At 53.5% G+C, this 23,714-nt stretch carries 19 protein-coding genes and 4 pseudogenes; 10 read left to right on the forward strand and 13 right to left on the reverse strand.

The window, feature by feature from the left end; all coding sequences use genetic code 11:
- Positions 1 to 54: 54 nt before the first annotated feature.
- From KRAC_RS65045 to pdxR, 10 genes and pseudogenes are all read right to left on the reverse strand, one after another.
- Positions 55 to 1,553 (reverse strand): annotated as a pseudogene (locus KRAC_RS65045) (protein kinase domain-containing protein).
- Positions 1,447 to 5,145, reverse strand: coding sequence for a protein kinase domain-containing protein (locus KRAC_RS01500; protein WP_007903947.1), 3,699 nt, complete (start codon positions 5,143 to 5,145; stop codon positions 1,447 to 1,449). The pseudogene KRAC_RS65045 and the gene KRAC_RS01500 overlap by 107 nt, the downstream one beginning before the upstream one ends.
- Entirely contained in the window at positions 5,142 to 5,876 is a 735-nt protein-coding gene (locus KRAC_RS60510) for a winged helix-turn-helix domain-containing protein (RefSeq protein ID WP_007903948.1), read from the reverse strand. The genes KRAC_RS01500 and KRAC_RS60510 overlap by 4 nt, the downstream gene beginning before the upstream one ends.
- Positions 5,877 to 5,965: 89 nt before the next feature.
- A complete protein-coding gene (locus KRAC_RS70545) occupies positions 5,966 to 6,133 on the reverse strand; it encodes a hypothetical protein (protein WP_157506256.1) in 168 nt (55 codons plus the stop codon).
- Between the two features lie 1,375 nt (positions 6,134 to 7,508).
- Positions 7,509 to 7,997, reverse strand: a complete 489-nt coding sequence (locus KRAC_RS75210) for a hypothetical protein (protein WP_007903949.1) — start codon at positions 7,995 to 7,997, stop codon at positions 7,509 to 7,511.
- A gap of 14 nt (positions 7,998 to 8,011) precedes the next feature.
- Positions 8,012 to 8,302, reverse strand: a complete 291-nt coding sequence (locus KRAC_RS75215; RefSeq protein WP_040441727.1) for a DUF3102 domain-containing protein — start codon at positions 8,300 to 8,302, stop codon at positions 8,012 to 8,014.
- A 20-nt stretch (positions 8,303 to 8,322) separates the two neighbouring features.
- A complete protein-coding gene (locus KRAC_RS75220; RefSeq protein WP_244421919.1) occupies positions 8,323 to 8,460 on the reverse strand; it encodes a hypothetical protein in 138 nt (45 codons plus the stop codon).
- A gap of 155 nt (positions 8,461 to 8,615) precedes the next feature.
- Positions 8,616 to 9,767: pseudogene (locus tag KRAC_RS79185) on the reverse strand (IS3 family transposase).
- 53 nt (positions 9,768 to 9,820) lie between these two features.
- A complete protein-coding gene (locus tag KRAC_RS01530) occupies positions 9,821 to 10,354 on the reverse strand; it encodes a tyrosine-type recombinase/integrase (RefSeq protein ID WP_007903953.1) in 534 nt (177 codons plus the stop codon).
- 465 nt (positions 10,355 to 10,819) lie between these two features.
- Positions 10,820 to 12,331 carry a MocR-like pyridoxine biosynthesis transcription factor PdxR gene (gene pdxR / locus KRAC_RS01535; RefSeq protein ID WP_007903954.1) on the reverse strand — a complete coding sequence of 504 codons (1,512 nt, stop codon included), beginning with the start codon at positions 12,329 to 12,331 and terminating at the stop codon, positions 10,820 to 10,822.
- Between the two features lie 366 nt (positions 12,332 to 12,697).
- Between pdxR and KRAC_RS01540 the strand changes: the two genes are divergently transcribed.
- Positions 12,698 to 13,582, forward strand: coding sequence for an NmrA family NAD(P)-binding protein (locus tag KRAC_RS01540; protein ID WP_007903955.1), 885 nt, complete (start codon positions 12,698 to 12,700; stop codon positions 13,580 to 13,582).
- A gap of 11 nt (positions 13,583 to 13,593) precedes the next feature.
- Complete coding sequence (locus tag KRAC_RS70550) at positions 13,594 to 13,737, forward strand: hypothetical protein (protein WP_007903956.1); 144 nt, start codon at positions 13,594 to 13,596, stop codon at positions 13,735 to 13,737.
- Positions 13,738 to 13,998: 261 nt separating this feature from the next.
- On the opposite strand, the gene KRAC_RS01545 is transcribed toward KRAC_RS70550, so the two are convergent.
- The gene (locus KRAC_RS01545) at positions 13,999 to 15,303 is read right to left on the reverse strand and encodes an NF041680 family putative transposase (protein WP_007903957.1); all 1,305 of its coding nucleotides are present in this window, start codon (positions 15,301 to 15,303) and stop codon (positions 13,999 to 14,001) included.
- 174 nt (positions 15,304 to 15,477) lie between these two features.
- Between KRAC_RS01545 and KRAC_RS01550 the strand changes: the two genes are divergently transcribed.
- The 6 genes from KRAC_RS01550 to KRAC_RS01580 all read left to right on the forward strand — a co-directional run bounded on the left by KRAC_RS01550 (position 15,478) and on the right by KRAC_RS01580 (position 20,406).
- The gene (locus KRAC_RS01550; protein WP_007903958.1) at positions 15,478 to 15,714 is read left to right on the forward strand and encodes a hypothetical protein; all 237 of its coding nucleotides are present in this window, start codon (positions 15,478 to 15,480) and stop codon (positions 15,712 to 15,714) included.
- Positions 15,715 to 15,960: 246 nt separating this feature from the next.
- A complete protein-coding gene (locus KRAC_RS01555; RefSeq protein WP_007903959.1) occupies positions 15,961 to 16,356 on the forward strand; it encodes a cupredoxin domain-containing protein in 396 nt (131 codons plus the stop codon).
- Between the two features lie 133 nt (positions 16,357 to 16,489).
- The gene (locus tag KRAC_RS60515; protein WP_007903961.1) at positions 16,490 to 17,131 is read left to right on the forward strand and encodes a hypothetical protein; all 642 of its coding nucleotides are present in this window, start codon (positions 16,490 to 16,492) and stop codon (positions 17,129 to 17,131) included.
- 82 nt (positions 17,132 to 17,213) lie between these two features.
- On the forward strand, positions 17,214 to 17,906 hold the full coding sequence (locus KRAC_RS01565) for a TMEM175 family protein (RefSeq protein WP_007903962.1): 693 nt from the start codon (positions 17,214 to 17,216) through the stop codon (positions 17,904 to 17,906).
- 256 nt (positions 17,907 to 18,162) lie between these two features.
- A complete protein-coding gene (locus tag KRAC_RS01570) occupies positions 18,163 to 18,588 on the forward strand; it encodes a VOC family protein (RefSeq protein ID WP_007903963.1) in 426 nt (141 codons plus the stop codon).
- 1,242 nt (positions 18,589 to 19,830) lie between these two features.
- Positions 19,831 to 20,406, forward strand: a complete 576-nt coding sequence (locus KRAC_RS01580; RefSeq protein ID WP_007903966.1) for a redoxin domain-containing protein — start codon at positions 19,831 to 19,833, stop codon at positions 20,404 to 20,406.
- 114 nt (positions 20,407 to 20,520) lie between these two features.
- Here KRAC_RS01580 and KRAC_RS01585 read toward each other — a convergent pair whose 3' ends face one another.
- Positions 20,521 to 20,799, reverse strand: coding sequence for a hypothetical protein (locus tag KRAC_RS01585; RefSeq protein ID WP_007903970.1), 279 nt, complete (start codon positions 20,797 to 20,799; stop codon positions 20,521 to 20,523).
- A gap of 41 nt (positions 20,800 to 20,840) precedes the next feature.
- On the opposite strand from KRAC_RS01585, the pseudogene KRAC_RS73535 reads away from it, so the two are divergent.
- A pseudogene (locus KRAC_RS73535) lies at positions 20,841 to 21,053 on the forward strand (NF041680 family putative transposase); the annotation flags it as partial.
- Between the two features lie 169 nt (positions 21,054 to 21,222).
- A pseudogene (locus KRAC_RS01595) lies at positions 21,223 to 21,942 on the forward strand (sensor histidine kinase); the annotation flags it as partial.
- Positions 21,943 to 22,290: 348 nt separating this feature from the next.
- Here KRAC_RS01595 and KRAC_RS01600 read toward each other — a convergent pair.
- Positions 22,291 to 23,598, reverse strand: coding sequence for an RNA-guided endonuclease InsQ/TnpB family protein (locus tag KRAC_RS01600; RefSeq protein WP_007903973.1), 1,308 nt, complete (start codon positions 23,596 to 23,598; stop codon positions 22,291 to 22,293).
- Positions 23,599 to 23,714: the final 116 nt, after the last annotated feature.

The raw sequence follows: 23,714 nt of genomic DNA on the forward strand, positions 1-23,714 counted from the left end.
TTTCGCTCACGGGTCGGGGCCGCTCGTTGACGTAAGCGGTGTGTCCCTGGCGTGCTACTCACTCGCTTTTACCAGGGCTTCGTACATCTCTCCAGCATGGCGGAACCGTTCCCCTTCTTTGTTGGCAAGCGCCCGGTCGATCACCTCGGCAAGGCGAGCCGGGAGCTGGGGATCACGCTGGCGAAGGGGCACAATCTCCCCGTGCAAAATGGCCAGCATCGGGTCTTCTCCTCTCCGATGGGTCCGTGGAAAGGTGCCTGTGAGCATGGTATAGCAGGTCGCGCCCATCGCCCACACATCGCTGACCGGTTGCACCCGCTTGAAATTGATCACCTGCTCACGAGGCATAAAGGGGAAGGAGCCAGCATAGCTGCCGGTGGCTGTCATGCCGCTCAACCCCTCCTGCTCAAAGTTCTTGGCCACCCTCGATCCCCCGTCCCCTGCCAGCAGAATATTGTGAGGCTTGAGATCCCGATGCACAAAGCCCTGCTCATGAATATAGGTTAGCCCTTGCAACGCCTGAAGCATGATTGGTCTGGATTCCTCCAGCGCGAGTCGGCCACCACGCCGTTTCATCAGATCGGCTACGCTTCCTCCGGCACAATATTCCAGCAGAAATAGAAGAGACTCCCCTCCGCGCCATGGCCGAGGAAACAGACAATGTGCGGATGACGCAGGCTGTGTGTGGTCTCGGATGATGCGCGCAGAAACTGTCTGCGCGCATCATCCGAGACGCGCACTTTGGCAAGCATGACTTTCACAGCGACCTGTTCTCTCGTGCGTTTGTGTCGGGCCAGGTAGACCGCACCCATGCCGCCCGCGCCAAGCAGCTTGCCCATCTCATAATCCTCGACCTGGACTTCCTGCTGCCTCCGTTCGTGCTGTGATGCGCGATCGAGGACGGCCATCAGCAGGGCAAGCGGGTCCTGCTCGACCTGCTCGCGGCACCGCGCACAGACATATGCTCCCTGTGGCGCGGCCCCTATCTCGGCGGAGACATCGGTACCACATCGCTGGCAACGTACAGACTCCACCGATGCCGCAGCGCCCTCCAGGCTGACCTGGAACACGGTCGCCCCCACTTTGACCTCATCCCCATCCTGCAGATCCACCTGGGAGTACTCGTGTTTCGCGCCTTCTTCGGGCGTTTCATGCTTTTCGCGTCCCCCATATTTCTGCCCGTTGATGTAGGTGCCATGCAGGCTGCCCAGATCGCGGATACGGGCATCGGGTGGGTTGATTTCCAGCAGAAAGTGATGGCGCGAGATCTGTCGATCATCTGGCAGGCAGACATGGCAATCATTCATGCGGCCACAGAGCAAGGTATCATGTTCATCGAAGGTAAACCCTTTGCCCTCCATTGGGCCAGCGGTGACGGTCAAGATGAGTGTCCCCAGCATCGATACGCTCCTACCTCTCGTTTTTCTGGTGAGTGAAGATCTCACCCTAGGCACCATTGCCCTTTTCTTCTTCTGACAATGACGATGGTTCTTGCCGTTCCCGCACCATATGTTCAAGTTGTCTATGTATACCTTCTGGTCGTAGCCAACCATAGCCAGTATCTTGCAACTGATGGATCAATTCCTGGAAATCTTCTTCTTTCCATATGGGCGTCCCCCGGCGAGTAAGGGCTTGCTGAATTTCCCGCTCCGTAGGCTCACGGTCCTGCGGCATTTCAGCCGCATAGGGTGTGTGCAGGGTGAGAAAGATCTCCAGGCAGGTACGAGCACCTTCGTCCCACGCGGTAGGGTCGTGTGTTTCCAATTCCCAGTCGAGTTCCCAGAGCCGGGCTGTTGAACCACAGGTGCCGGAGACGATCCAACGGCCATCTGAACTCAAGCTCACGGAGGTCACCCCATAGCCATGGCCTTCCAGGGTATAGACACAGCGTCCAGTTGTCGCCTCCCATAACCGCACCGTGCAGTCGTCACCGCCGGAGACGATCCAACGTTCATCCGAACTCAGGCGGAGTCCATTTACCCCTTTCACGTGGCCTGTTAGGACGTGTAAACAGCGCTCGTTCGCCACCTCCCAAAGCTGGATCGTACCATTGCTGCACCCACACACCAGCAGGCTGCCATTCGCGTTAAGGTCAACGGTCATCACCGTACTGCGGCTATGGTCGATCAATTGATGCACACAGCGCCCGGTGGCTGTCTCCCATACTCGCGCGACTGGGTCCTCGCCGCTAGAAGAGGCAATCCAGCACCCATCTCTGCTCAGGCTTACCGAAGTCACCGCGGTGTACCCATTCCTATGGCCTTCTAAGATCCGTAGACAGCGCCCGGTGCTCGTCTCCCATAGACGGATCGTTCTGTCCCAACTTCCCGAGGCGATCCAGCGTCCATCTCCACTGATGCTCACCGAAGTCACAGAGCCAGTGTGGCCCTGGAAGATCCGTAGGCAGCGCCCGGTGGCTGTCTCCCAAAGACGGATCGTTGCATCCGAACTTCCAGAAACAAGGAAGCGTCCATCGCTGCTTATGCCGATTGCGGTTGCTCTCTCATGATGGCCCTTAAAACGTTGGAGGTAACGTCCGGCCTTAACTTCCCACAGCCATATGACGCCGTCTGAACCGCTAGAGGCGCTCCAGTTCCCATTCACGTCGACACTGACTGGACAAGCACCCAATATCTCTTGGGGAACAACCACCACCGTTTTGGCATGCCAAGCAGCACGCAGGTGGGCGCGGAAACAATGACGCGAAAGTCTTGCCCATGCATTCATACATTGAGAATGGCGCTCCCAACCGGGCAGTGAACGCACCTGGTTCAAGGTATCCAGAGCCTGTGCAAATTGTTGGGTTTTGAGGGCATGAGAAACTTGCTGGAGGAGTGTCCTGGCAGAGGCATGCGTTTGCATCACATCCGTGAAAGAAAGAAAGCGTGAAGGAGCCAAAGAACAAGGAGGACTTTGAAAAGGTCTTCTTTCCCAACGTTGCGCTGTGCCGTCTCCGAAGGAAGCAGCGATCCAGCATCCATCTTCACTTAGAGAAACCGCTTCTGCCGAATTAAAAAGGTTCCGAAAAACCTGCACCCTGCATCCAGTAACAGCATCCCAGTACTGTACAGTGTGGTCCTCACTGCCGGAGACGATCCAGCGCCCATCCTCACTGATACTGACGGCGGTGATCTCAGCAGTATGGCCCTGCAAAATATGCGCACAGTGTCCAGTCGTGGCTTCCCAGATCCTCATGGTATGGTCCTTGCTGCCAGAGGCGATCCAGCGCCCATCCTCACTGATACTGACGGCGGTGACCTCAGCAGTATGCCCCTCAAACGTTCGCTGGCAGCGCTTGACGAGAGTATCCCAGAACTTGACTATACAGTCCTGACTGCCGGAGACAATCCAATGCCTGTCCTCGCTGATACTGATAGCGGTGACAGTGCTGATATGGCCCTGGAAACTACCAACAAAGCCAAGATCGAGAGCTGCGTTGTAGTTATCCTTGTCACTGCCAAAGCTGCAGATACACCTCCCTGTAGCGGTTTCCCGGAGAGCTACGTCGCCCTCCTGACTGCCAGAGACGATCCAGTGTCCATCCTTACTCAATTTCACTGCGGTCACCCAATCATAATTCCAACACTCGACGGTGTACATACACTGTCCAGTAGCGGCCTCCCAGATTCTCATGGTGTGGTCCTGACTGCCGGAGACGATCCAGCGCCCATCTTCACTGATGCTGACAGCGGTGATCTCAGCGGTATGGCCCTCAAATGTGCGCAGACAGCATTCTGCCACGACGTCTCCCAGTTTTATCACGCCATTTTCATAGCCACAAACAAGCCAATGTCCATTGGCACTCAAGCTCTCCGAGAGAATCCACCCATACATATCGTACAGGTAGAATCCCTCATTAGAGGAAGGGAGAGTTTTTGCTTGTTCGAGCAATTTCTCGATCTCCTCTTCATGAGGTGCCAGTTGTGAGGCTTCTTCAAGCAATTCAAGCGCCGTGATGACGTCACCTTGTTCCAGATTGATCTGGGCGAGCAGGTAGGACCCCCACCCTGATTGGATTTGTGCTGATCGAACCATTTTCAACCGATCGATCAACGCGTCATCGGATAATTTCCCTTGTCGCCAGAGCACCACTCCTCGGTTGTAGTTCGCCTCCAGATGCTGAGGATCGGCCCGCAGAGCTTGTTCCCAGACGCGCATTGCCTGCTCGACTTTGCCTAGGTCAAACAGCGAAAGCGCTCGGTTGTTGAGTGTGTCCGCTTGCAATGTGGCTGCTTGCGATGCTTCCCTTGGATAGGTTTGCCCGATCTCGTGAGCATAGATCGCTTGGAGAGTGATTGCCACCTCCAACATGGTCGCTGGACGCTCCTTTGGCTGTGACTCAAAGCAGCGCGCAAGCAATGTCACCAACTTGGCGGGGAGTGGGGGAATGGCTGCGTCCTGGGGGTCATAGTTCGAGAGCGCCTCACGTGCGAGCATCCCACTACGCCAGGTGACTTCTCCTGTCCACATCTCGAGCAGCGAGACGGCCCAACTCCAGATATCTGTCTTGCGGCTCAGCGCTTTGCCGGCTGCCTGCTCGGGGGAGCAGTAGGCAGGGGTCATGCCACGAGAACTCACCAGAATACTTCGCCGATCATTGTCCTCTTCACTTCCTTGCTCACCCGCCATCGCCCGTGCTTTCGCCAGACCGAAGTCTGTGACTTTGGCAACTCCCTCCGGGTTCATCATCACATTGGCAGGTTTGATATCCTGGTGCACCAGTCCCTGCTCATGCGCAGCATGCAGGCCCCAGGCAAACTGGATGGCAAGGTCGAGCATCCGCTCCAGGGCTTGTTGATGTCCCCCCTTATAGAGGCGGCGGCTGCCAATCCAGTCCCCCAAGCTCCCTCCTGCCACATATTCGGCAAAGATGCGCGGGATCTCATCGATGAGACGCACGTAGTAACAACTCACGATGTGAGGATGCAGTGGCAGATTGACCCAGGTTTCCGCTTCACGTATGAAGTTCTCTTTGCCGTCCGCTCTTACAAAGACCTCCGGTTGGGGGCTTTTGACAGCCAGGTCAATGTTCCAGCCCCGGTGGTGCACTTTGTAGACCGTGCCCATTCCCCCTTCACCCAGGGTGCCCAGTACCTCGTATTGTTCAAGCAACACATCCCCCTGCTGCCAGTTCTGCTTATTCATGCTTCCTCCTTCCCTCTGGGCGAGGTGACGAGCCGATAGCCTAACCCGCGTACCGTCTCAAGAAAACGCGGCGCTTTTGGGTCGGGTTCGAGCTTCTTGCGCAGTTCCCAGATCAAGTGATTTATGTCCCCCTCCGTGTGGTAGGCTTCCTCCCCCCACACGGCTGCAAGCAGTTCTTCATAGGAACACATGACCGCTACATTGCCATTGGCCCGGTTGCGCTGCTCCATATAGCGGATGAGCTTATGCTCCTGGGGCCGTATCTCGTGGATCTCCAGCCTCCTGGAACCCTCGACGCGATAGAGTCTGGCCTCAATCCAATCATATTCCAGATAGGCCACCTGCCGTGGCGGACCGGAAGGACGCGTCCCCAGCGGATCACTGAAGGTCAGTTCCCAGTAGAGCGGCTCTCCCGTCTCGGTGAGTCTCCCCAGGATGCGGATGCTCTCTCCTTCATTGAGCAGGGTGCGACCTTGCACGATCTGTATGTCATCGCCACGACGCACAAACGTTCGGTTGACGCTGCCGTTATCGGCGACCCACCAGCCATAGAGATCATGCTCAAGGGTGCAATGCACTTTGCGGGTAATGAGTTGCTGGGGATCGGGGGAGAGGGCAATATCGTTGAATTGGTCAAAGCGTCCAATGGTCACCGCATCCTTCTCCAATTCCACTTGGAAGTGTTGCCCATCAGGTCCAGATATGTCAAGAAATGGCAAAAGCATATCCATCGTCTATCACCTTTGTCTCGCATGTAGGAAAAATGGTGCTCTGTTTCCTCTTTTCTACTGTAGTCTATCATAGACGTCTGTGGCTATGGTCACAGCATGGAAAATGGATGGGGAGACGATGGAGTTGGGTAGGCCGCGGGCGAGGTATTGCCTTGTGGCAGCCCTTTTCCCTCGGCCCCCCACCGAACCGGACATGCCCGTTTCCGTAGCATCCGGCTCTCCAGCTTCTGGGAGTTTTCAGGTTTGGCTCTTCGCATTTCGCGTCCCTTGCCTTTCCGCTCCCATATAACCTGTTGCCCTTCCCCATGTCTCGGACATTACTCCAAGCCTTTGAGGTAGGGTAAGAGGCCAAGTCCCGATTGCTCGGGAGCATCAACCCCTCCCCTCCGAACTCCACGTGCACCCTTTCGATGCATGAAGCTCTCCAGAGGCCAGTGTCTTTTCAGCACCACTCCCACAGTGGTCTTCTGACACATCCGTGTCAACCACCATTTTTGAGTGTGGCCTCCTGCAACCCTTTGCTGGGTACATACCCAACTCGTATGGTCGCTCCGTCACCATGCCCCTTACGGGGTTTAGGCGATCCCTTAGTTCCATCAAATGTCTCAGTCTGTACGTAGGTGCCCATTTCGTCATTTCCCTCTCCGTGAGGGCTGGCTCCAACGAGAGCTTGTAGGGAAAGTAGTACCGTTCCCCTACACGTTGGACACAGGCGATAGTCCCTTCTCCTGTGGGCTGCTCCATTTCCGCCGTGACTTGAATTCAGCCAATCAAGACTTCACCCTATACAGCTTCACTGATGAGCCTCTGGCTCCTGGGACTGGAGCTTCACTCACCTTTGACACGACATGCTATTTTCCCCCCACGCCTTTCGGGTGAAGGTGTCCCCGCTCTCTATGAGAACGGGTAAGTCGCTGTGTTACTCACCTTGCTCTAGTGAGCTTACCCCGACGGGTAAGGAAGACATTTGTGGCACAAAGGCGCACTACTATGGCAACTCCGTCGCCATGAGACTCGCGTCTTTTAGGCGATCCCGCTTTTGCGCAAAGAGAACGTTGAGTGTGTTTAGGTGCCCGTTTGTTTCCTATCGGGTTCATTACCCGCTGCTCACTGGAGAGAGTGTTTCCATCATCTGGATCCCCTATGATGTATTCTCAGTGTCATCCCTTTGGGCATGGTAGGATGGATGCGCATTTCATCGCACGGAAACGTAGGTTCAACAATTAGCCAGTTTCACCTCTCCCCCTAGCGGGGCTTCATGCACACAGGACTTGCGAGACTCTATCATACATGCCTTCTGATATTTCTCGCTTTATGAGCATGCTACAGTCGCCTTTGGGTTTCCCCTCCGGGTTAGCTCTTGTCCTAGAGGTTTTCACTCTCGACCTCTCCTGTCTGTGACAGGTATTACTCTCTGCACCGACACGGCGCACGATCCATCCACACCCATCTTTTTCTCGTTTCCATACCGGGATAAGCGTTTCTTCCCTATCCTTGATGTTACCTACCAAGTTGCCCAATGAAGCACATTGGGCAACTTGTGTCTGTGGGTGGGACAGTATATTGAGGCAAGAGGTTCTTCCCGAAGCGTCACAGCGTTCGTCGGGGGAAGCGAACCTCTATCACCCAGCTTCAACAGTAGAGGCTGAATGGGAGTAGAGCTGATTGACTGCCTGGAGTAACGGTGTCAGGACCCTGTTCGATCTGTTCCAGTCTGGCCCAATCTTCAGCCTCAAAGGTCTCCAGCATCAGTGGGGAAGGCATGTTAGAGAACAACATCCCTCTACTACGGAGAAATTCCATGGTGATTTCGCGCCAGCGCAGACGTGCCTGCTGCTCGTGGCTCAAGCTATTGTGTTCCAGCACCTGTTGGCGCGCTTGCTCGCTCACGCTGGCAAGGTGTCGTGAGAGGGTCTCGCGTTGTGTGGTCAGCTCGCTCACGCGCTGCTCTAACATCTGGATATGCTGCTCTATCTGTGCTGGAAGGACTGGATCCTCTTGTTTCTTGTGTCGATAGTCGGCCACTTCCTGGAGCAAGTGTCGGCGTTCTTGTTCCAGATGTGTGACCTGCCTGCGAAGCTGGAAGAGTTCGATCTCGTCTGGCCTCTGTTCCTCTGCCACTGGTGTGCTCTGTTCTACTGCTCCTGGCGAGCCTGCTCTTTGGCCGCGCGCACAGCGGGGCGCGTGAGTGGGATATGCTGCTCTTCAATCTGCTTGAGCACTTCCTCAGGGGCATTGAGCAACTCATACAGGGCGCTGATGGGGATCGCGCCAAACCGATGGATGCGTTCCCCAAAGCGCTCTGCCACGCGCATAAAGTTCTGGCAGCTTTGTCGACTGAGTCCCAGTTCGCCTTTCGCCCAGGCCATAAGGTGCCCATGCGGGAGGCGATCTTTGACGGCACGGAGATTGAGCCCAATGCGCACGACATCTTCAGCCGTTCGTTTCAGGTACCCCTGCGTCTCAACGTCTTCTGATACACAAAGTGACGCGTCTCCTCATCGAGAAGAGAATAGTCGAACGCGAGCTGCTGATCCGGTGCTTGTGCATCCTGTCGTTGGGGCGGCGTTTGCCTGGTGGTCACAACTCACTCCTTTCCTGGAATTGAGCTTGCCCCGTTTTCGTAGAGTCTCTAGAGGTTTGAGGTGAGGAGAGTGAAAAATGTTTTGACGCAACGTGACGTTAACGTTTTTATTATAGTATAAAAATTGTACTACGTCAAACGTTACGTTATGTTTTTTAATTCCCCGTCCGCTCATAATTCAGTGGACTTACGTATCCGAGTGTAGAATGCCGACGAACACGATTATAATAGACTTCCATGTAGGTAAAGAGTGCTAATCGCGCTTCATCATGTGATGAATAAATGCGTTCCCCTACACATTCATCTTTTAAGGTTCCAAAGAAACTCTCCATCGCGGCATTGTCCCAACAATTTCCTTTACGTGACATACTTGACTGTATTCCAGCTTGTTCTAAACACGCCTGATACGCTCTTGAAGTGTACTGACTTCCTCTATCACTGTGATGCAGCAACCCCGCTTTAGGGCGACGGCGGGCAAGGGCAAGGTTAGCGTGCCTGTTCTATTAATCTCTCATCGCAATTGCTCGACATCGACCATCCCACAACCATTCGTGAATACAGATCTAAAATGACCGCGAGATAGAGCCATCCTTGTCGAGTTGGGATATACGTGATATCCGTCACCCATTTTTTGTTTGGCGCTTCAGCACGAAATTCCCGATTTAAAAGGTTGGGAGCGACTGGATGAGCCATATCTCTTTTTGTGGTCACTACTCGACGCCGTTTACGTCTGGCAGAAAGGTTCTTCTGCCGCATGAGCCTGGCGATCCGTTTGCGTGAGCAGGTGATCCCTTCGTCACGCAGCTCTCTCAAAATGCGTGGGCTTCCATATCGTCCTTGATGAGTTACAAACACCTGCCGTATCTTCTGCGTTAAATGAGCATCTTCTCGTTCGCGCAGGCAGGCTGAACGTTTGCGCCAGGCATAAAAGCCGCTTTCCGAGATTCCGAGCACATCGCACATGATAACAATGGAGAATTCATGCTTGTGCTGTTCAATAAATTGATGTTTCATTTGGATTCCCGTGAGAAGATGCTCACTGCTTTTTTTAGTATGTCACGCTCCTGCTGGAGTCTTTCGACTTCGCGTTTCAAGCGACGATTTTCTTCCTCAAGCGTGGTTTGATGCCCTTTGCCTGGAAATGCTTCTTTCCCATGTTCTGCTAATTCCTTGCGCCACCCATGAATCGCGCTGTCGGAGATACCCAGCTCGCGCGCTATTTGTGCAATCGGCTTGCCTGATGTTTGCGCCAGCCGCACGGCTTCCTCTTTGAATTCTTTTGTGTAGACCTTTTGGCTCTTTCCCATTGATAAGCCCCTTTCTGATCTGCTTCGAGTATATCTCAGCTTTCGGGACTCTTTCAAATCGGGGCAATCTCACGCGAGCGGCCTCCTTTGCCATGGAGCAGAATCGAGCGATCGGACCAGGAGATGTCGTCGATGTCGATGGCCAGCGCTTCCTGACAACGCAGTCCTCCATCATAGGTGAGCCAGAAGAGCGCACGATCGCGTGGATTCTCTATCCCACGTAAGACAGCTTCAACTTTCTGGGCATCCAGGGCACGGGCTTCTGCTTTTCTTTCAGGTTTGCGCTCAACACCCTCCAGAAGCGCTTCGGTGAGCCATCTTCGATTGAAGAGAAAGCCGCTGAAACTGCGCAATGCCGCCAGGCGTCGATTGTACGTCGCGGGAGCAAGCGCTTCCTGCGTGGCCAGAAAGGAGCGGGCAACGTCATCAGTGAGTGCGGTGATCGGTGCCTGGCCTATTTGAGTGAGTAAGGGGTGAAGATCTTCAGCATAGCTTTCGCGGGTTCGTCGGGCAAAGGAGGAGCCTTCGAGGAACTGCGCGAAGGCCTGTCTCACGGTGATCGATGGGAAATGGGCCGATCTCTCCATACGTTATTGCACCTAATGCGGAATCTCGTGTCTCCTGGTAAGCGGGACCAGTGTACTGTTTTCGTTGGAAAAGGGCAAGCTATCGCACCTAATGGGCTATTAGCTGCGATACCAACAGGACAGCTCGCTCTGGTTTTGCTGGCAGACACCCCGTCATATGAGCGTTGACAGGAGTGGGCAGCCAACTTGAGCAAAAAAACAGGAAGCAAGAAATGTCTCGCACGGCTCAAGAGGCCCGTTTACCCTCTCTTAGGAGGTGACTTTTTTGCTCAATTCGACTGCCCACGGGCGTCAACCATCATACAGCGAAGTGTCGTCTGTTCCGGATCAATTTGCGCAAGAACACGATTTACCTGTCGATCCTTCTCTCACCGTCTTTTTCTGTCTCGCATCCTGAAGGCTGGACAGGAAGCGCGTTTCGCGCGCCTCGCTGCAGAATCATCTTCCCCCTGAAAAGGTTTCGAACTAGGAAGGGAAAACGCTTGCCAGTTGACGAACGCCAGCCTGAATCTCCTGCTCATTGACGGCTCCATAGCCAAGAACCAGACCTCCTCGCTGCGACGAACCGAGCGTCAACGCGGACAGGGGAATGATCTCGAGCCCGCAGTTTGCTGCTTGTTGTGCCATCTGCTGATCGTCTAGAGTCGGCGGAAGCCACCCCATAAGATGTAAACCGGCTTGAGGAGGTTGCACTTCTATGCTCCCCCCAAGTTCCTTCTGCAACGACTCGATGAGGAGCGCTCTTCTGGCCGCATAGAGGTCGCGCATACGGCGGATATGACGCAGAAAATACCCTTTGGTCATCCAGGCTTCCAGGGTCAATTGGTCAAGAATAGGCACGTGAATATGGGTAGAACTACAGAGGGAGAGGAAAGGGGGGACGAGTGGCGGGGGGACGATCAGATAGCCGATACGAAGTGCTGGAAAAAGCACTTTGCTGAACGTTCCAATGTAGATGACGCGCTGGGCGAGATCAAGTCCCTGTAAGGCATCAAGTGGTCGACCACTGAAGCGATAATCGCTGTCATAATCATCTTCGAGAATCCAGGCATTAGCTTGCTTCGCCCATTGCAGGAGGGCAATGCGTTGCGACAGATGCATGGTGATACCCGAAGGGAATTGATGAGATGGAGTGACGTAGGCCAGGCGTCCTTGGGGATACCGCTTTTGCCCAATTTCAACATTGATCCCTTCCGATGTCACAGGGATAGGAGCCAGTTGCGCGCCCGCGTTGAGGAGAGCCCGTTGTGCTCCGAGATAGCCCGGATTTTCCACCCAGGCAAGATCACCTGGGTTCAGGAGGAGGCGTGCTGCCATATCTAATGCTGCCTGCGCTCCTGGCACAATAATGACCTGCTCGGCCTGGCAATGCACGCCTCGTGTGATGTTCACATGGTTGGCGATCATTTCACGGAGCGGGTAATAGCCTGCGATCTCCTGATAAGCGGCCATGTTTCTCAGCATAGATCGTGCGCAGTGAGCCGCGATCTGGTTCCACTGTTGAAAGGGAAATGCACGTAGGTCTGGGATGCCCGTGCGAAAAGCACGTGAGGGAGTCGGTCGAAGATAGGTCTGGATGGAGGACACAGGGGCCTGGCGCGTTAAATCCTCTCCCAAGTGAGACAAGAAGAGGGTGGCGTGTGTGCTTTCGTCGGGAGCTGTTTTTCTCTGTGAAACTCCTCTTGGAAGGAAAAAGGTCTCAGGAAGATCGTACGCCACCCTGGTTCCCTGGCCGACCTTTCTCTCGATATAGCCTTCAGCACAGAGTTGTTCATAGGCATGGCTCACTGTATTCAGAGAAATACCTAAATCGCTTGCCAGAGCCCGTGTTGATGGGAGAACTTGACCTGGATGCAATTGACCACTCAGGATGGCATGACGCAGTCGATCATACAACTGGCGATGCAATGGCATCGTGAAGGTGCGATCGAGGGCAAGATCTGCTGTGTTTTGAAGTGCTTGTCGTCTTTTTGCCATGATAGAAAAGGAAGCCTCCAGCAAATGATACCATGAAATGTGCAAAATTGACTCTTGAAGGGACTCTCTTTCTAGAGTATGCTTCCTGCGAAAGTCAGCGCTAGTGCAGGTTCCAGAGACCTATAGTGCAATAGAGCCAGCGTTCCTGTGTTCAACGAAGAATGAGGGACGCTCTCTCTTACACACTAGGTCTCCTGAGATTGCACTAGTTCTGACTGCAAGTAGCGCAATAGAGCCAGCGTTCCTGTGTTCAACGAAGATGAGGGACGCTCTCTCTTACATATTAGGTCTCCTGAGATTGCACTAGACACAAACAGGTATTTCTCATACGGGAAAAGGTTTTTCACAACCTTGGAGGTAGTTTTCATGATTGTCGTCACCACACCTACAGGCCAGTTCGGCCATCAAGTTCTGAACAACCTGCTCAATAGTAACGAGCCGATCCGCGTGATCGTACGCGATCCCTCTCGCCTTCCCGCGCACACACGTGAGCGCGTCGAGGTCGTGCAAGGATCGCATGACGACCTCGACGTCGTCAACCGGGCGTTCGCAGGTGCCGACTCTGTATTCTGGGTGGTCCCCCCGGCCCCCCACGCCGCGAGCGTCGAGGCCGCCTACGTGGACTTCAGCAGGCCAGCGTGCGAGGCCTTCAAGAGTCAGAGGGTTAAGCGAGTGGTTGGGATCTCGGCCCTCGGTCGCGGCACGGCGGTGGAAAAAAACTCCGGGCTGGTGGCGGGGTTGCTGGCCAAGGACGACCTGATCGCAAGCACGGGGGTCAGTTACCGGGCACTGACGATAGCCTCCTACATGGATAACCTGCTCCGCCAGGTCAGGTCGATCAAGAGCCAGGGTATGTTCTTCGACATGGTATCCGGGGAGCGCAAGGTCCCAACCTGCGCCACCCGCGACATCGCCTCCGTCGCCACCAGACTGCTACTCGATCACTCCTGGAGTGGACAGGGCAACGTCCCGGTGCTTGGCCCTGAGGACCTGTCCTTCAACGACATGGCGCAGATCATGTCGGAGGTGCTAGGCAGGCCAGTGCGCTACCAGCAGATCCCCGGCGAGGCCCTGAAGGCCGAGCTGACCGGATCCGGGTGGTCCGACGCTATGGCGCAGGGCATGGTCAATATGATGGTGGCCAAGGACAACGGTATCGACAACGCTGAGCCGCGCACCCCCGAGTCCACCGCCCCTACCAGCTTTCGCCAGTGGTGTGAGGAAGTGCTCAAGCCAGCCGTCTTGGCCTGAGCACCACGGCGATGGAGCAGGCGATTATTCTGGGGCTGATGTGCGAAATTAGGAAGCTGCTGCCTGTCGATGCGTTGATGGCGATGCTTGAGGATGTTGAAACCTCAAGCATCTTTTTGCGTATGAATGTGGCCCACACGCTGGCAGCGGCGTGAGCGGAAGAAGCATGTGATCTCTGCATTCGTTTGTCTTTGGATCCAGAAGGCTCGTTTGATGTGTTCGCCTTTCTCATACGCCTTTTTCTGGTAATAACGTGTTGCGTCTGTGATAGCAGGAAAATATAAAATGATGCATGTGTGAGCAAGTGTTGCTCTCTTTCCTTTATTGCTGTTTAGATAAACAGGACTTGTGAGAACTTGCAACGCAAGTTCTGCAAAAAGGAAAACATGCTCACATTGACGACTCTCGTCGAGAGATTAGCCCTTGGTTTTAGCTTTGCGCTTGCTTTTGAGAACCACGCCATAGCGTGGAGCAGGCTGCGGGTGAAACCCACAGGCTCGTCCTGGCGAATTTCCTCGTGGTTGGCACGTCCGAGCTGGGGTTCCAAACTGCACCAAAAGGGAGGGCATCGTCCGACGAACCTGTCGGGGGGTCAGTGGACGTTGCATCGGTTCCCAGGGCCGATACACGGCTTGTCCAAGCTGACGAGCCAATACCAATTGATTCAAGGCCAAAGCCACCAACAGACTCCAGCGCTCAAATTGCTCAGGCGTTCGGACATGGGCCTGAGTCCAGAGCAAGTCTTGCTTCATGAAACGATAGCCGTGCTCATGAGAAAAGCGAGAGGCATACGTTGGAGCAATCTCTCGCAAAGGCATCTCAGCCGAAAGCTGAACAAACCAGCTCTCACGCGGATCGCGCTTGGTGTCTTTGGCTCCTTCGCGTACCACGCGAACGGCACAGACCTCGACGTCACGACCTTGCTTGAAGTGCAATCCACTCCAACGGGTAATACTGATGGCCCCATCCTTCTCATCAGTTCCACTGAAGCTGCTCTCGGCTCCCTCCAGCGTCTCTGGTCGACTGCCTTGCAGCAGTGGTCCATCCAAGGGGATCCGACCTTTCGAGCTTTTGCGCACCGGCTTGCGATAGAGCTTGCGGTTGCGCTTGAGGCGAATGAGCACCTGGCAGCCCAACTGGTGAGAAGCACGCAAGAAGTCAGCAGTGGCATACCAGCGATCAGCCAGGATGATCACCCGACGCTTGAGCTGAGGAACGACCTCGCGCAGTTGGGTAATGGCCACCTCGATGGCCGTTTGATCGGTGCGGATGCGCCGTTGGTCCAAAATACCCACCCAACTGCCAGGGGAAGTGGGCAAGAGCATCACTGTCGAAAACTGCCATCCCACACTCACTGGTTTGCTGGCACGAGGCATGTTGGGGACGTAGATGATGCCACGATCTGGGCTGGTCTCTGCTTCAGGACGAGGCACACTACTGCTATCGACACTGATGCAGATGGGGTCCTCGCCCGCTCGCTGCTGCAAGAACGCCTGGATGCAGACCGTGCGCAAGGCCGCTTCATTGATCTTGCCAGTGCTCAATCCTTGATAGAGACTCGACCAGCGGCGTTGGAAGCAAGGCGATTGCGACAATTCCACCAGCGAGCGAGCTTGAGGTTCACTCAGCAAAGCATCACAGAGATTGAACAACGCATCGGCTCCACGCTCAAAGCACGCGTAGGCCTGCTGACGAAAATCGATCAATGTGTTAAAGTACATTCACGTAATGCTCATTTCTTGTTGTTTTTTCTTGTTGAAAGAACATTACGTGATGTGGCGGCTCTTGGCAATCAAGGCTGCCTTTTTTCTTAGGTTATCCAAACTCCAATCCTTTAGAGAGAAAGAGATTTCTCACCTTGAAGCACAAGCGATGAACAAAGGAGTTGACCTATCATGAGTCATGAGCACTTTGCTAAAGGAAAGCGAATACGGGTCACGAATTACGGTCCGTTCCGAGGAATGAAAGGAACGATTGTGCGCGTCAACATCATTGATGGCGAAGAAGATGACCCGTTTTTTGGTTTTTACCTGATTGCTCTGGACTCGCTACGGGAACCAATGTGGTTTGAGCACAACGAGATCGAATTCATAGATGTTCCGTTCTTCGTAGAAGAAAATTTCGTTTCTTGACTCATAACCATTCGCGTATCTCAGTAGCTGAGAGGCAGAAGCGGTGCATTTCTAGCTTGCCTGACACAATTCTTGAGTCAGGATATTTTCGCGGTACCCTGTCATCAATCTGTATCCAGAACGTTTTTAGGGGATTCATTAGAAATTATATGAGACCGGGAAAGCGAAAATTTACTCTACGAACAATATATATGGCGCCTATTGTATAGATAGACAACAAACTATTTTAGAATTGAGATAAAGCATATGTTGAGAACATCAGGTGTCATCCTGGCCCTATGTAGCGTTATCGTCCTTCTCCTAGCAGCCTGTGGCACTGCTAGCAATACTAATCCTGCTTCTCACTCTACAGAGAATACTGTTCACATGAGCAGTATGCAGTTTGTCCAGTCGTCCATCACTATTAAAAAGGGAGAAAGCGTCACATTGGTTGCTGATACGATAACGCCGCACATTATCGCTAATGGAACCTGGGAGCAGGGTAAGGCACATCCAGGCGCCGAGCCGGGTGCACCGCAGGTCAAGGATTTGCAAGTTGCAGGCAATAGTTCGCAGACGATTGGTCCTTTCACGACGGCAGGAACGTTCAAGCTCTATTGTACGATCCATTCCGGTATGAACCTGACTGTCCAGGTAGTGTAGGAGTACCGAACCGTCAAGCAGGAATGAATGAAATACATACCGTCCCTTCCTAAATAAACAAAAAGGCACAAAAGATGAGAGCGCACCAGCCGCACATTTTCAGGCGCGTGGTGGGCTAGTAAAGGTGAAAGCAATGAATACAACGACTCATCCTCGTAGTGAAACTCGACCACGACTAGAAGAACCTGTAAAGCCGCAATCTGACAGACCGTCTCAAGAACGCGTAATTCCGACCGCGAATCTGGCGCTGGTCGGCCTACAACTCCTCGTTGGCTATGCCTGGTTGCTAGCTGGTGTCGATAAGATCCTGCTGAGAACCTTCCCTGATCAGCTCAGTGAGCTTCTTCGCACCACCACCAGCAGCGGGCGCTTGCCGGGCCTCTTCGTGGCTCTGCTGCAGGGACTGGTTGTGCCTAACGCTGCACTCTTCGGCTTCCTCGTCGAGTGGGGTGAGACACTCGCCGGTCTGGGACTCATTACCGCTGGTCTGGTAACGTTGCTGCGCCCATTTGCCAAGCGTGCACTCAGAGGAAGAAGTGCGATCCTGTTCGCCTATGGCGATCGGCTGCCGGTGATCCTGGCGCTGCTTGCCGCCATTGGTGCAGGACTGCTCGGTCTGAACTACTTCATGCTGGATGGTATGCCTGCCCCCTGGTTCACTCCCGGCGTCGCCTACGGTGGTGCAATGAGCAATGGACTCTTCCTTGCCGCTGCAAGCGTCGTTATCATTGCAGGCCAACTCACGCAGGGCGACAAAACCAAGCCTATAGCTTGAGCAGAAGATAAAACATGACACAGATGCTCCCATTACCCCAAGATGTACGGCAACGTACTTGGCGTATCTGCAAGGAGAGAGGATGAGCCGTGAACAGCGAGCAGGGGCCGTCGAAAAAGAGACCGGTCGCCTCGAATCCTTCAGCGATGGCGTCTTTGCCGTCGCCATTACGTTGCTGGTGTTCAATTTGCAGGTGCCACACCTGCCGGGAGCAATCTCCGTGCCCGCGTTGGACAGCGCGCTGCTTGCGCGGTGGCCGTCTTACCTCACGTTCATGACGAGTTTTGCCACGATCTTGATCATGTGGGCAAGCCATCATGGCCTTTTCAAATTGGTGCACAAGACCGACACCCCCTTTCTGTTCGCCAATGGCTTGCTACTGTTGTTAGTCACCGTGGTGCCCTTTCCCACCTCACTGGTGGCCCAGTACCTCATCACGCCCGCGGCGTCCCTGGCGTGTGCCGTCTATGCCGGAGTCTTTGTTGTGATCAATGTGGCCTACAACCTGCTCTGGTGGGCAGCCACGCATCAGCGCCGTCTGCTGCACCCAGCCGTGACTTCCCGCCAGGTAAAGAGGCTGACACGCAACCAACTGCTGGGATTGCCGCTCTACCTGCTGGCGACTCTGCTGGCCTTCTGGAATCCCTATGTAAGTCTGGGCTTGTGCAGTTGCCTGTGGATCTTCTGGGCCTTCACCTACTATGTACCCAGCCCGAGTCCACGTCGTCTTGCCCTCCTGCAAGACGAGCAGACGGCTCCTGAAAGCGAGGCGTGAGGCCGAAGGGGCTGCTGTGCGCTTTCACGCTGCTGCTCTTGTGCGAAGGTGCATTAAGGTGCGATTGAGGGCAAGATCTGCTGTGTTTTGAAGTGCGTGTCGTCTTTTTGCCATGATAGAAAAGGAAGCCTCCAGCAAATGATACCATAAAATTTGCAAAATTGACTCTTGAAGGGACTCTCTTTCTAGATTATGCTGCCTGGAGACGTCGTGAGACTCATCAACCCAAGAAAAATCAGCGCGAAGGGAAGAGACCATGAGCAACAGAGAAGACTATCAATTGCCTCCCAAAGAAGGCTTTGTCTTGACACACTTCTTGACCGTCGCGGATGTGAACCGCTCCGCGGAGTTTTATGTGCGCATTCTCGGAGGCACCGTTGTTCGCAGCGGGGAACCCACCCTCATTCAGATTGCCAATAGTTGGCTGATTGTGAACGTCGGTGGCGGCCCAACCGACGATAAACCCAGCGTGACGCTTCGTCCTCCTGTGAACCCCAATGAGGTGTCCAGCTTCCTGAATATTCGTGTCGCCGACATCAGGGCCTGCTACGAGCAGTGGCGCAGCAGAGGAGCCGAATTCCTGACCGAGCCAAAGGATCACGGCAGAGAGATTCGCTGCTACATGCGTGACCCTGACAACTATCTCATCGAAGTCGGGCAAACAACCGACTTCCGAGCCTGAACGTGTGCTCTCTCAAGGAGAGACAGCTGGACGCTCCTTGAATGGGACGCTGGCCCAGCTGGCTCGCTTTCCTTGCGCCCTGGTGTGGACAGGTCGAGGTCCATCTATGCTGGAGGCCTCATCGAGAGCAGTCCATCATCTGACCTGAGCAAAGGTCACCTTGTCCTGACAAGAAGAAGCTTCTTCCGAGTCTGAGTCATCATACGGCCAAGAGCCTCCTCTCAAGGAGCAAACTCTTCATCGTTTCTGTGCAGAGGTTTGCTCGGTTGTCAGCGGAAGCAAACAGGCACACTGAATGTGTCTAAGAACCCGTAATAAGATGTTCTTGCGTCGGTCGTTTTTTGCCGGCTTGTGGCTGAAACGTGCTGATCGTTTGTATTGGAAAGACAAAAAAGCATATATATAAATGTCATTTGAATCAATTCTTTTTCGGTTTGAAGAATATCTTTTCAAGGTATTGTGGAACTTAAAAGGCAAAACATGCGTGCTTTGCAGCATAACTTTTCCAGGCAACATCATTCTCATTTGCTCTCCATCAAGACCACTGAAACGGCCTTTTTCCTGGAGAGACGAAAAGTTATGCTGCACTGCATGAAGCTGCTTCTCAAGCCATTTGCGATATGCCAGATGAAACATTATGGTGCAGAACTGAGTGTGTTTTGATCTGGCACGGTAGCGAAAAAAGGTTCCAATCTGGTCTGGAAAAGTTATGCTGCACCACTCTTTTTCTTGAGCGACATTCAATCTGGCTTTGCAGGCTGATCCACAATATGCTCACGAAAAAGTTATCCTGCGGAGGAACGAAGAGAATTGGCTCAAACGACAAAGATTTGCTGTGTTTTGAAGTGCTTGTCGTCTTTTTGACATGATTGAAAAGGAAGCCTCCAGCAAATGATACCATGAAATTTACAAAAATGACTCTTGAATGGGCTCTCTTTCTAGAGTATGTTTCCTGCGAAGGTCAGCGCTAAGTACAATCACACAAGGTTTTGAGCATGATCTGCCCTCAGCGAGCAGTTTCATTGCCAAGAAAGTTACTCGATTGTACTTAGTGCAGGTTCCAGAGACCTGTAGTGCAATAGAGCCAGCGTTCCTGTGTTCAACGAAGATGAGGGATGCTCTCTCTTACACATTAGGTCTCCTGAGATTGGGCTAAGTGCAAACAGACAAAGATTAAAGGATGTGAGGTACCTGTGCTCCTTCGGCGATTGGCCCACATCCTCAGAAAAGAAGGGATTACTTATGCGTTCAGACATTGTTCCTGGAGGACATTTTCCTGATTATGAGCTCACCGATCACGCCAGAACGCGGCGTAAACTGAGCGAGTTACAGGGCAATGACCCGATGATCTTGATTTTGTCACGTGGACATTATTGCCCGAAAGAGCATCAGCACCATCTAGAATTGGCAGCATTTTATCCCAAGATCGCCGTTGCCTATACTCAGATTGTGACCATCTCGACTGACAATATTCTTGAGTTGAATGAATTCCGCGCCTCGGTCGGCGCGCAGTGGACCTTTCTCTCCGATTCGGAGCGCAAGATCCAGCAAGATTTACAGATCCAGGAATACACAGATCCCCATCACAATCCAATGATCCCTCACACGCTGGTGCTTGAGCCTGGGCTGGTGATCTACAAGGTCTACAACGGCTACTGGTTCTGGGGACGCCCATCTGCCGAGGAGTTACGCCTGGATCTCCGTGCCGTCACCCAGAAGATTCGTCCCGATTGGGATATCACAAAGCCGGAACTCATTGCCAACTGGGAAGGCGACAAACAACTTCACTATCCATACAAAAATCAGCATCTAAAATAAATCCTTGTCTCCACTCTATTGGCCAGAAGCAGCCAGAAATAAGATCTAGCTGTTTCTGGCCAATATGGAGGGCGTGTGATGCGCGCCCGCCCTCCACCATTTTCTCGCGAAAACTCATAGTGAACAACTCTGAGCGGCTCGCCTAGCTTCCGCCAGCATTTGCGCGCGCGCTCGTTCATAGACCAGCGCGTCCGTCCAGTTGCCGTTCTGCCACTCGACATGCTGTACGGTAATCGCGATGACCCGTTGAGCGCCACGACATTGCTCGCGCAAAAAGGCGGGCAGGTGTGCTGGTTCCAGAATCACGGCATCGCCAACGATGCAGAGCGCTAACTGCTCGGCATAGCCAGGCACAAGCAGCGTGGCTTTGCCGGTCTCCAGGATATTGCCCATAGCCTCGAAGGCACCGTTGCCCGCGTAATCAGGCAGCAGAACTGCGTCCGTGGGAGAACACGCAACGCGTGCCCACCCCGCAACATGTGCGCCGCGGCATCAGCAAATTGTTGCCACGTTTGGGGACCCCAGCCAGACCCGTCCAACCCCGCGGAAAATCGCCAGGGCGAGCAAAAGGAACCAGAATCGGGAAGGCCAAGCGCTTTTCGGTCGTCAAAAAGACGCCCAAACTGCCCAAATTGGTTCCCATCTAGCTCTTTGGCTCGCCAATCATAACGTTGGTGTCCTTTCACAGAACGCCTGCTGGCGTTCTGGTAGAGGCTGTTAGTTTAAACAAGAACAGAATTCATAAGGGAGATAATTTTCAATTGCCCGTAATGCCCGATGTCCTGCCCCTGGTGACAGTAACCTTCACTCCACCCCTTTATGCTGGATAATTCGGCGCGCAAGGAACTGGAGCAGCGCAAGGATGACTTTATTAGCATGGCCAACCATGAACTGAAGACCCCGCTCACGGCGGTCAAGCTGCAGATCCAACTGGTGCGCAAACGACTGGAAAAGCACTCCCAGCCCGAGGCGGCCACCGCGCTTGCCCGGGTGGAGGGGCCCGTCAAGCAACTCGAACGTCTGATCGCAGAGTTATTGGATGTCTCCAGGATGCAGGCAGGGAGCCTCGAGTATCGGCGGGAGCGGGTGGACCTCGACGAGTTGTTGCGGGAGGTCACCGCCACCATCCACCACCTCCATCCAAGCCATACCATCCTGGTCCGCGGGAGCGTGCAGACCAGCCTGATCGGGGATCGAGACCGGCTGGGACAGGTCTTCACCAACCTGCTCAGCAATGCCATCAAGTATTCGCCCGATGCCCAGACCGTTGAGATGGATCTCTCCGCCTCCGACGATGCGGTCACGATCCATGTCCGCGATCATGGCCTGGGCATCCCGCGAGAACTGCGCGACAAAATTTTTGAGCGGTTCTATCGGGTCACTGATTCCAAGCGGAAAGCGATTCCGGGCCTGGGCATGGGGCTCTACATTGTGGCCGAGATCGTTAAACATCATGGAGGGACCATCACGGTGGACAGCACCGTCGGGAAAGGCTCGACCTTTACGGTGACCCTGTCCGGGGTATCTCCCGGATGATGGAATAATAGGAATTAGGGAAAAACGGCAAAAGCGGCATGGTTTAAACAAGGAAAACAGGCAAAAACATGGATTTGCATCTGTTATTTTGCCTATTCTCCACTGTTTCACGCTCAAATGTGTCATTTATCAGATAAAATTGATGGTTTCTCAGAAAACGCGCCACGCTGTCAGGCGCGTTTAGAGGATGAGCTTTCTCACATAATTTGGCGCTGCATCATTTCTTGTTCTTTCGTTGCTTTCCATTGCTCTTGTTCCTGAGATCCTCTGACATCCTCGCCACGATATCTGAGAAAGACGCCAGGAAATGCTTAAAAGTGGTCGCATTTTCTAGTCAGTACCCTACGGCTAAAGCCGAGGGCTTGGAGTTGTGTCTGAACTCCACCTCAATTCAGCATACCGTTTCAGGCGTGCTGCTTTGGCTTCATCGTCCGATACATCAGGGCGTACTGACAAGAGGCCCGTTCCTCTCCAGTCTTGCCGGAGAAGAAGCGTTCGCATCGCAATGTTTCTTGCACCAACCAGATCGGCATGGAGCGTGTACTGACAATTCTGACAGACGAAGAGCAATCCTTTGTTGGGCCTATTCTCTTTGCAGGTGTGCCCACATTTGGGGCAGGCCTGGGAGGTGTAGTTGGCATCGACCTCGATCGCCATACTTCGATGTAAGAGCGCTTTATAGGCAATCATGCTATGCAACTCAGCGAAGGACCATTTGGAGAAGGTACGATTGGCTTTTCGCTGTTTTGCATTTTTGCCTTTGCGTCGTTTGGTACGCTCTCGAATGTCTGTCAGATGCTCCAGTCCAATCAAGCTTTGAGGGTGCTGTAGGACAATCCGCTTACTCACGACATGATTGGTATTCTGCTTCAACCGTCTCTCTCGTCCACTGATGGCAACGAGCCTTCTTGTCGCTGAACGAGTGCCTTTCTTTTGCAGACGTTTTCTCAGTCGTGCGGAGTGGTTTGCCTTGGGGACAATCTGTTTGCCTGAATGGAAGGTGCAATCCCCTTGCATCGTCGCCGTGACGGCAAGGTATCGCATCCCCACATCCACGCCGGCAACCTGCTTGTGCGTTTCAGGTGTAGGATCAGCCGTCTCAATTTCAAGAGAGACAAGGAGGTAAAATTGTTTCTTGGGCTTGTCATACCAGAGTTTCGATGCACCAATCTCCGCTCCACGCTGGATCAATGCCACATGCTTATTGTAGCCAGTATAGGGCACGATAACACGTCCCTCAAGGGTCAGGATGCTCACCTGCTGCTCTTTCTTGAAGGTGTAGTCTTTCTTGTACTGATAGGTCAACGTGGGGGAGATGAACTTGGGAGCCTTATCAAGCCCTTTGTAGCGTTTCTTGGTCTTCCCTTCCTTACGATGAACAGCATTGTTCTTGACCTTTGTCCAGAGGGTTTTATACGAGGCACCAACTTGGCGAGGAACAGAACAGGCCATTTGCGAAGGGAGATGAAAACGGAGGCGGATCTCTTCGTAGGTGGCATCTTGCAAACGAACAGCATTGCTCATCTTGCCATGCGCAAAGGCGTACTGGCTCACATAGTTGAGAGAATCCCGATACGCCAGTTGCGTTGTACGTAATGCCTTGAATTGCTCGGGCGTTGTATTTAATTTGAGTTTCGCTGTTACTACCGTTTGCATATGCTAAATTATACCATAGTTTTCATCTGACTGTCAACAATACATGAGCAGATGAGAGAATGTCTACGGCGTATTCCACCCAAGCCACCGACAAAGGAACGCCGCATTCCTCCCCA

Source organism: Ktedonobacter racemifer DSM 44963 (genome assembly GCF_000178855.1).
Lineage (GTDB): Bacteria > Chloroflexota > Ktedonobacteria > Ktedonobacterales > Ktedonobacteraceae > Ktedonobacter > Ktedonobacter racemifer.

What these genes read in the sequence shown, in the direction of transcription:
- KRAC_RS01550 (WP_007903958.1), top strand. Translation starts at nt 15,478, where the DNA reads ATGAGTCATGAGCACTTTGCTAAAGGAAAGCGAATACGGGTCACGAAT.
- KRAC_RS01565 (WP_007903962.1), top strand. Translation starts at nt 17,214, where the DNA reads ATGAGCCGTGAACAGCGAGCAGGGGCCGTCGAAAAAGAGACCGGTCGC.
- KRAC_RS01545 (WP_007903957.1), bottom strand. Translation starts at nt 15,303, where the DNA reads ATGTACTTTAACACATTGATCGATTTTCGTCAGCAGGCCTACGCGTGC.
- KRAC_RS01530 (WP_007903953.1), bottom strand. Translation starts at nt 10,354, where the DNA reads ATGGAGAGATCGGCCCATTTCCCATCGATCACCGTGAGACAGGCCTTC.
- KRAC_RS01555 (WP_007903959.1), top strand. Translation starts at nt 15,961, where the DNA reads ATGTTGAGAACATCAGGTGTCATCCTGGCCCTATGTAGCGTTATCGTC.
- KRAC_RS60510 (WP_007903948.1), bottom strand. Translation starts at nt 5,876, where the DNA reads ATGGATATGCTTTTGCCATTTCTTGACATATCTGGACCTGATGGGCAA.
- KRAC_RS70550 (WP_007903956.1), top strand. Translation starts at nt 13,594, where the DNA reads ATGGAGCAGGCGATTATTCTGGGGCTGATGTGCGAAATTAGGAAGCTG.
- KRAC_RS60515 (WP_007903961.1), top strand. Translation starts at nt 16,490, where the DNA reads ATGAATACAACGACTCATCCTCGTAGTGAAACTCGACCACGACTAGAA.
- KRAC_RS01500 (WP_007903947.1), bottom strand. Translation starts at nt 5,145, where the DNA reads ATGAATAAGCAGAACTGGCAGCAGGGGGATGTGTTGCTTGAACAATAC.
- KRAC_RS01600 (WP_007903973.1), bottom strand. Translation starts at nt 23,598, where the DNA reads ATGCAAACGGTAGTAACAGCGAAACTCAAATTAAATACAACGCCCGAG.
- KRAC_RS01570 (WP_007903963.1), top strand. Translation starts at nt 18,163, where the DNA reads ATGAGCAACAGAGAAGACTATCAATTGCCTCCCAAAGAAGGCTTTGTC.
- KRAC_RS01585 (WP_007903970.1), bottom strand. Translation starts at nt 20,799, where the DNA reads ATGGGCAATATCCTGGAGACCGGCAAAGCCACGCTGCTTGTGCCTGGC.
- pdxR (WP_007903954.1), bottom strand. Translation starts at nt 12,331, where the DNA reads ATGGCAAAAAGACGACAAGCACTTCAAAACACAGCAGATCTTGCCCTC.
- KRAC_RS70545 (WP_157506256.1), bottom strand. Translation starts at nt 6,133, where the DNA reads ATGCGAAGAGCCAAACCTGAAAACTCCCAGAAGCTGGAGAGCCGGATG.
- KRAC_RS01540 (WP_007903955.1), top strand. Translation starts at nt 12,698, where the DNA reads ATGATTGTCGTCACCACACCTACAGGCCAGTTCGGCCATCAAGTTCTG.
- KRAC_RS01580 (WP_007903966.1), top strand. Translation starts at nt 19,831, where the DNA reads ATGCGTTCAGACATTGTTCCTGGAGGACATTTTCCTGATTATGAGCTC.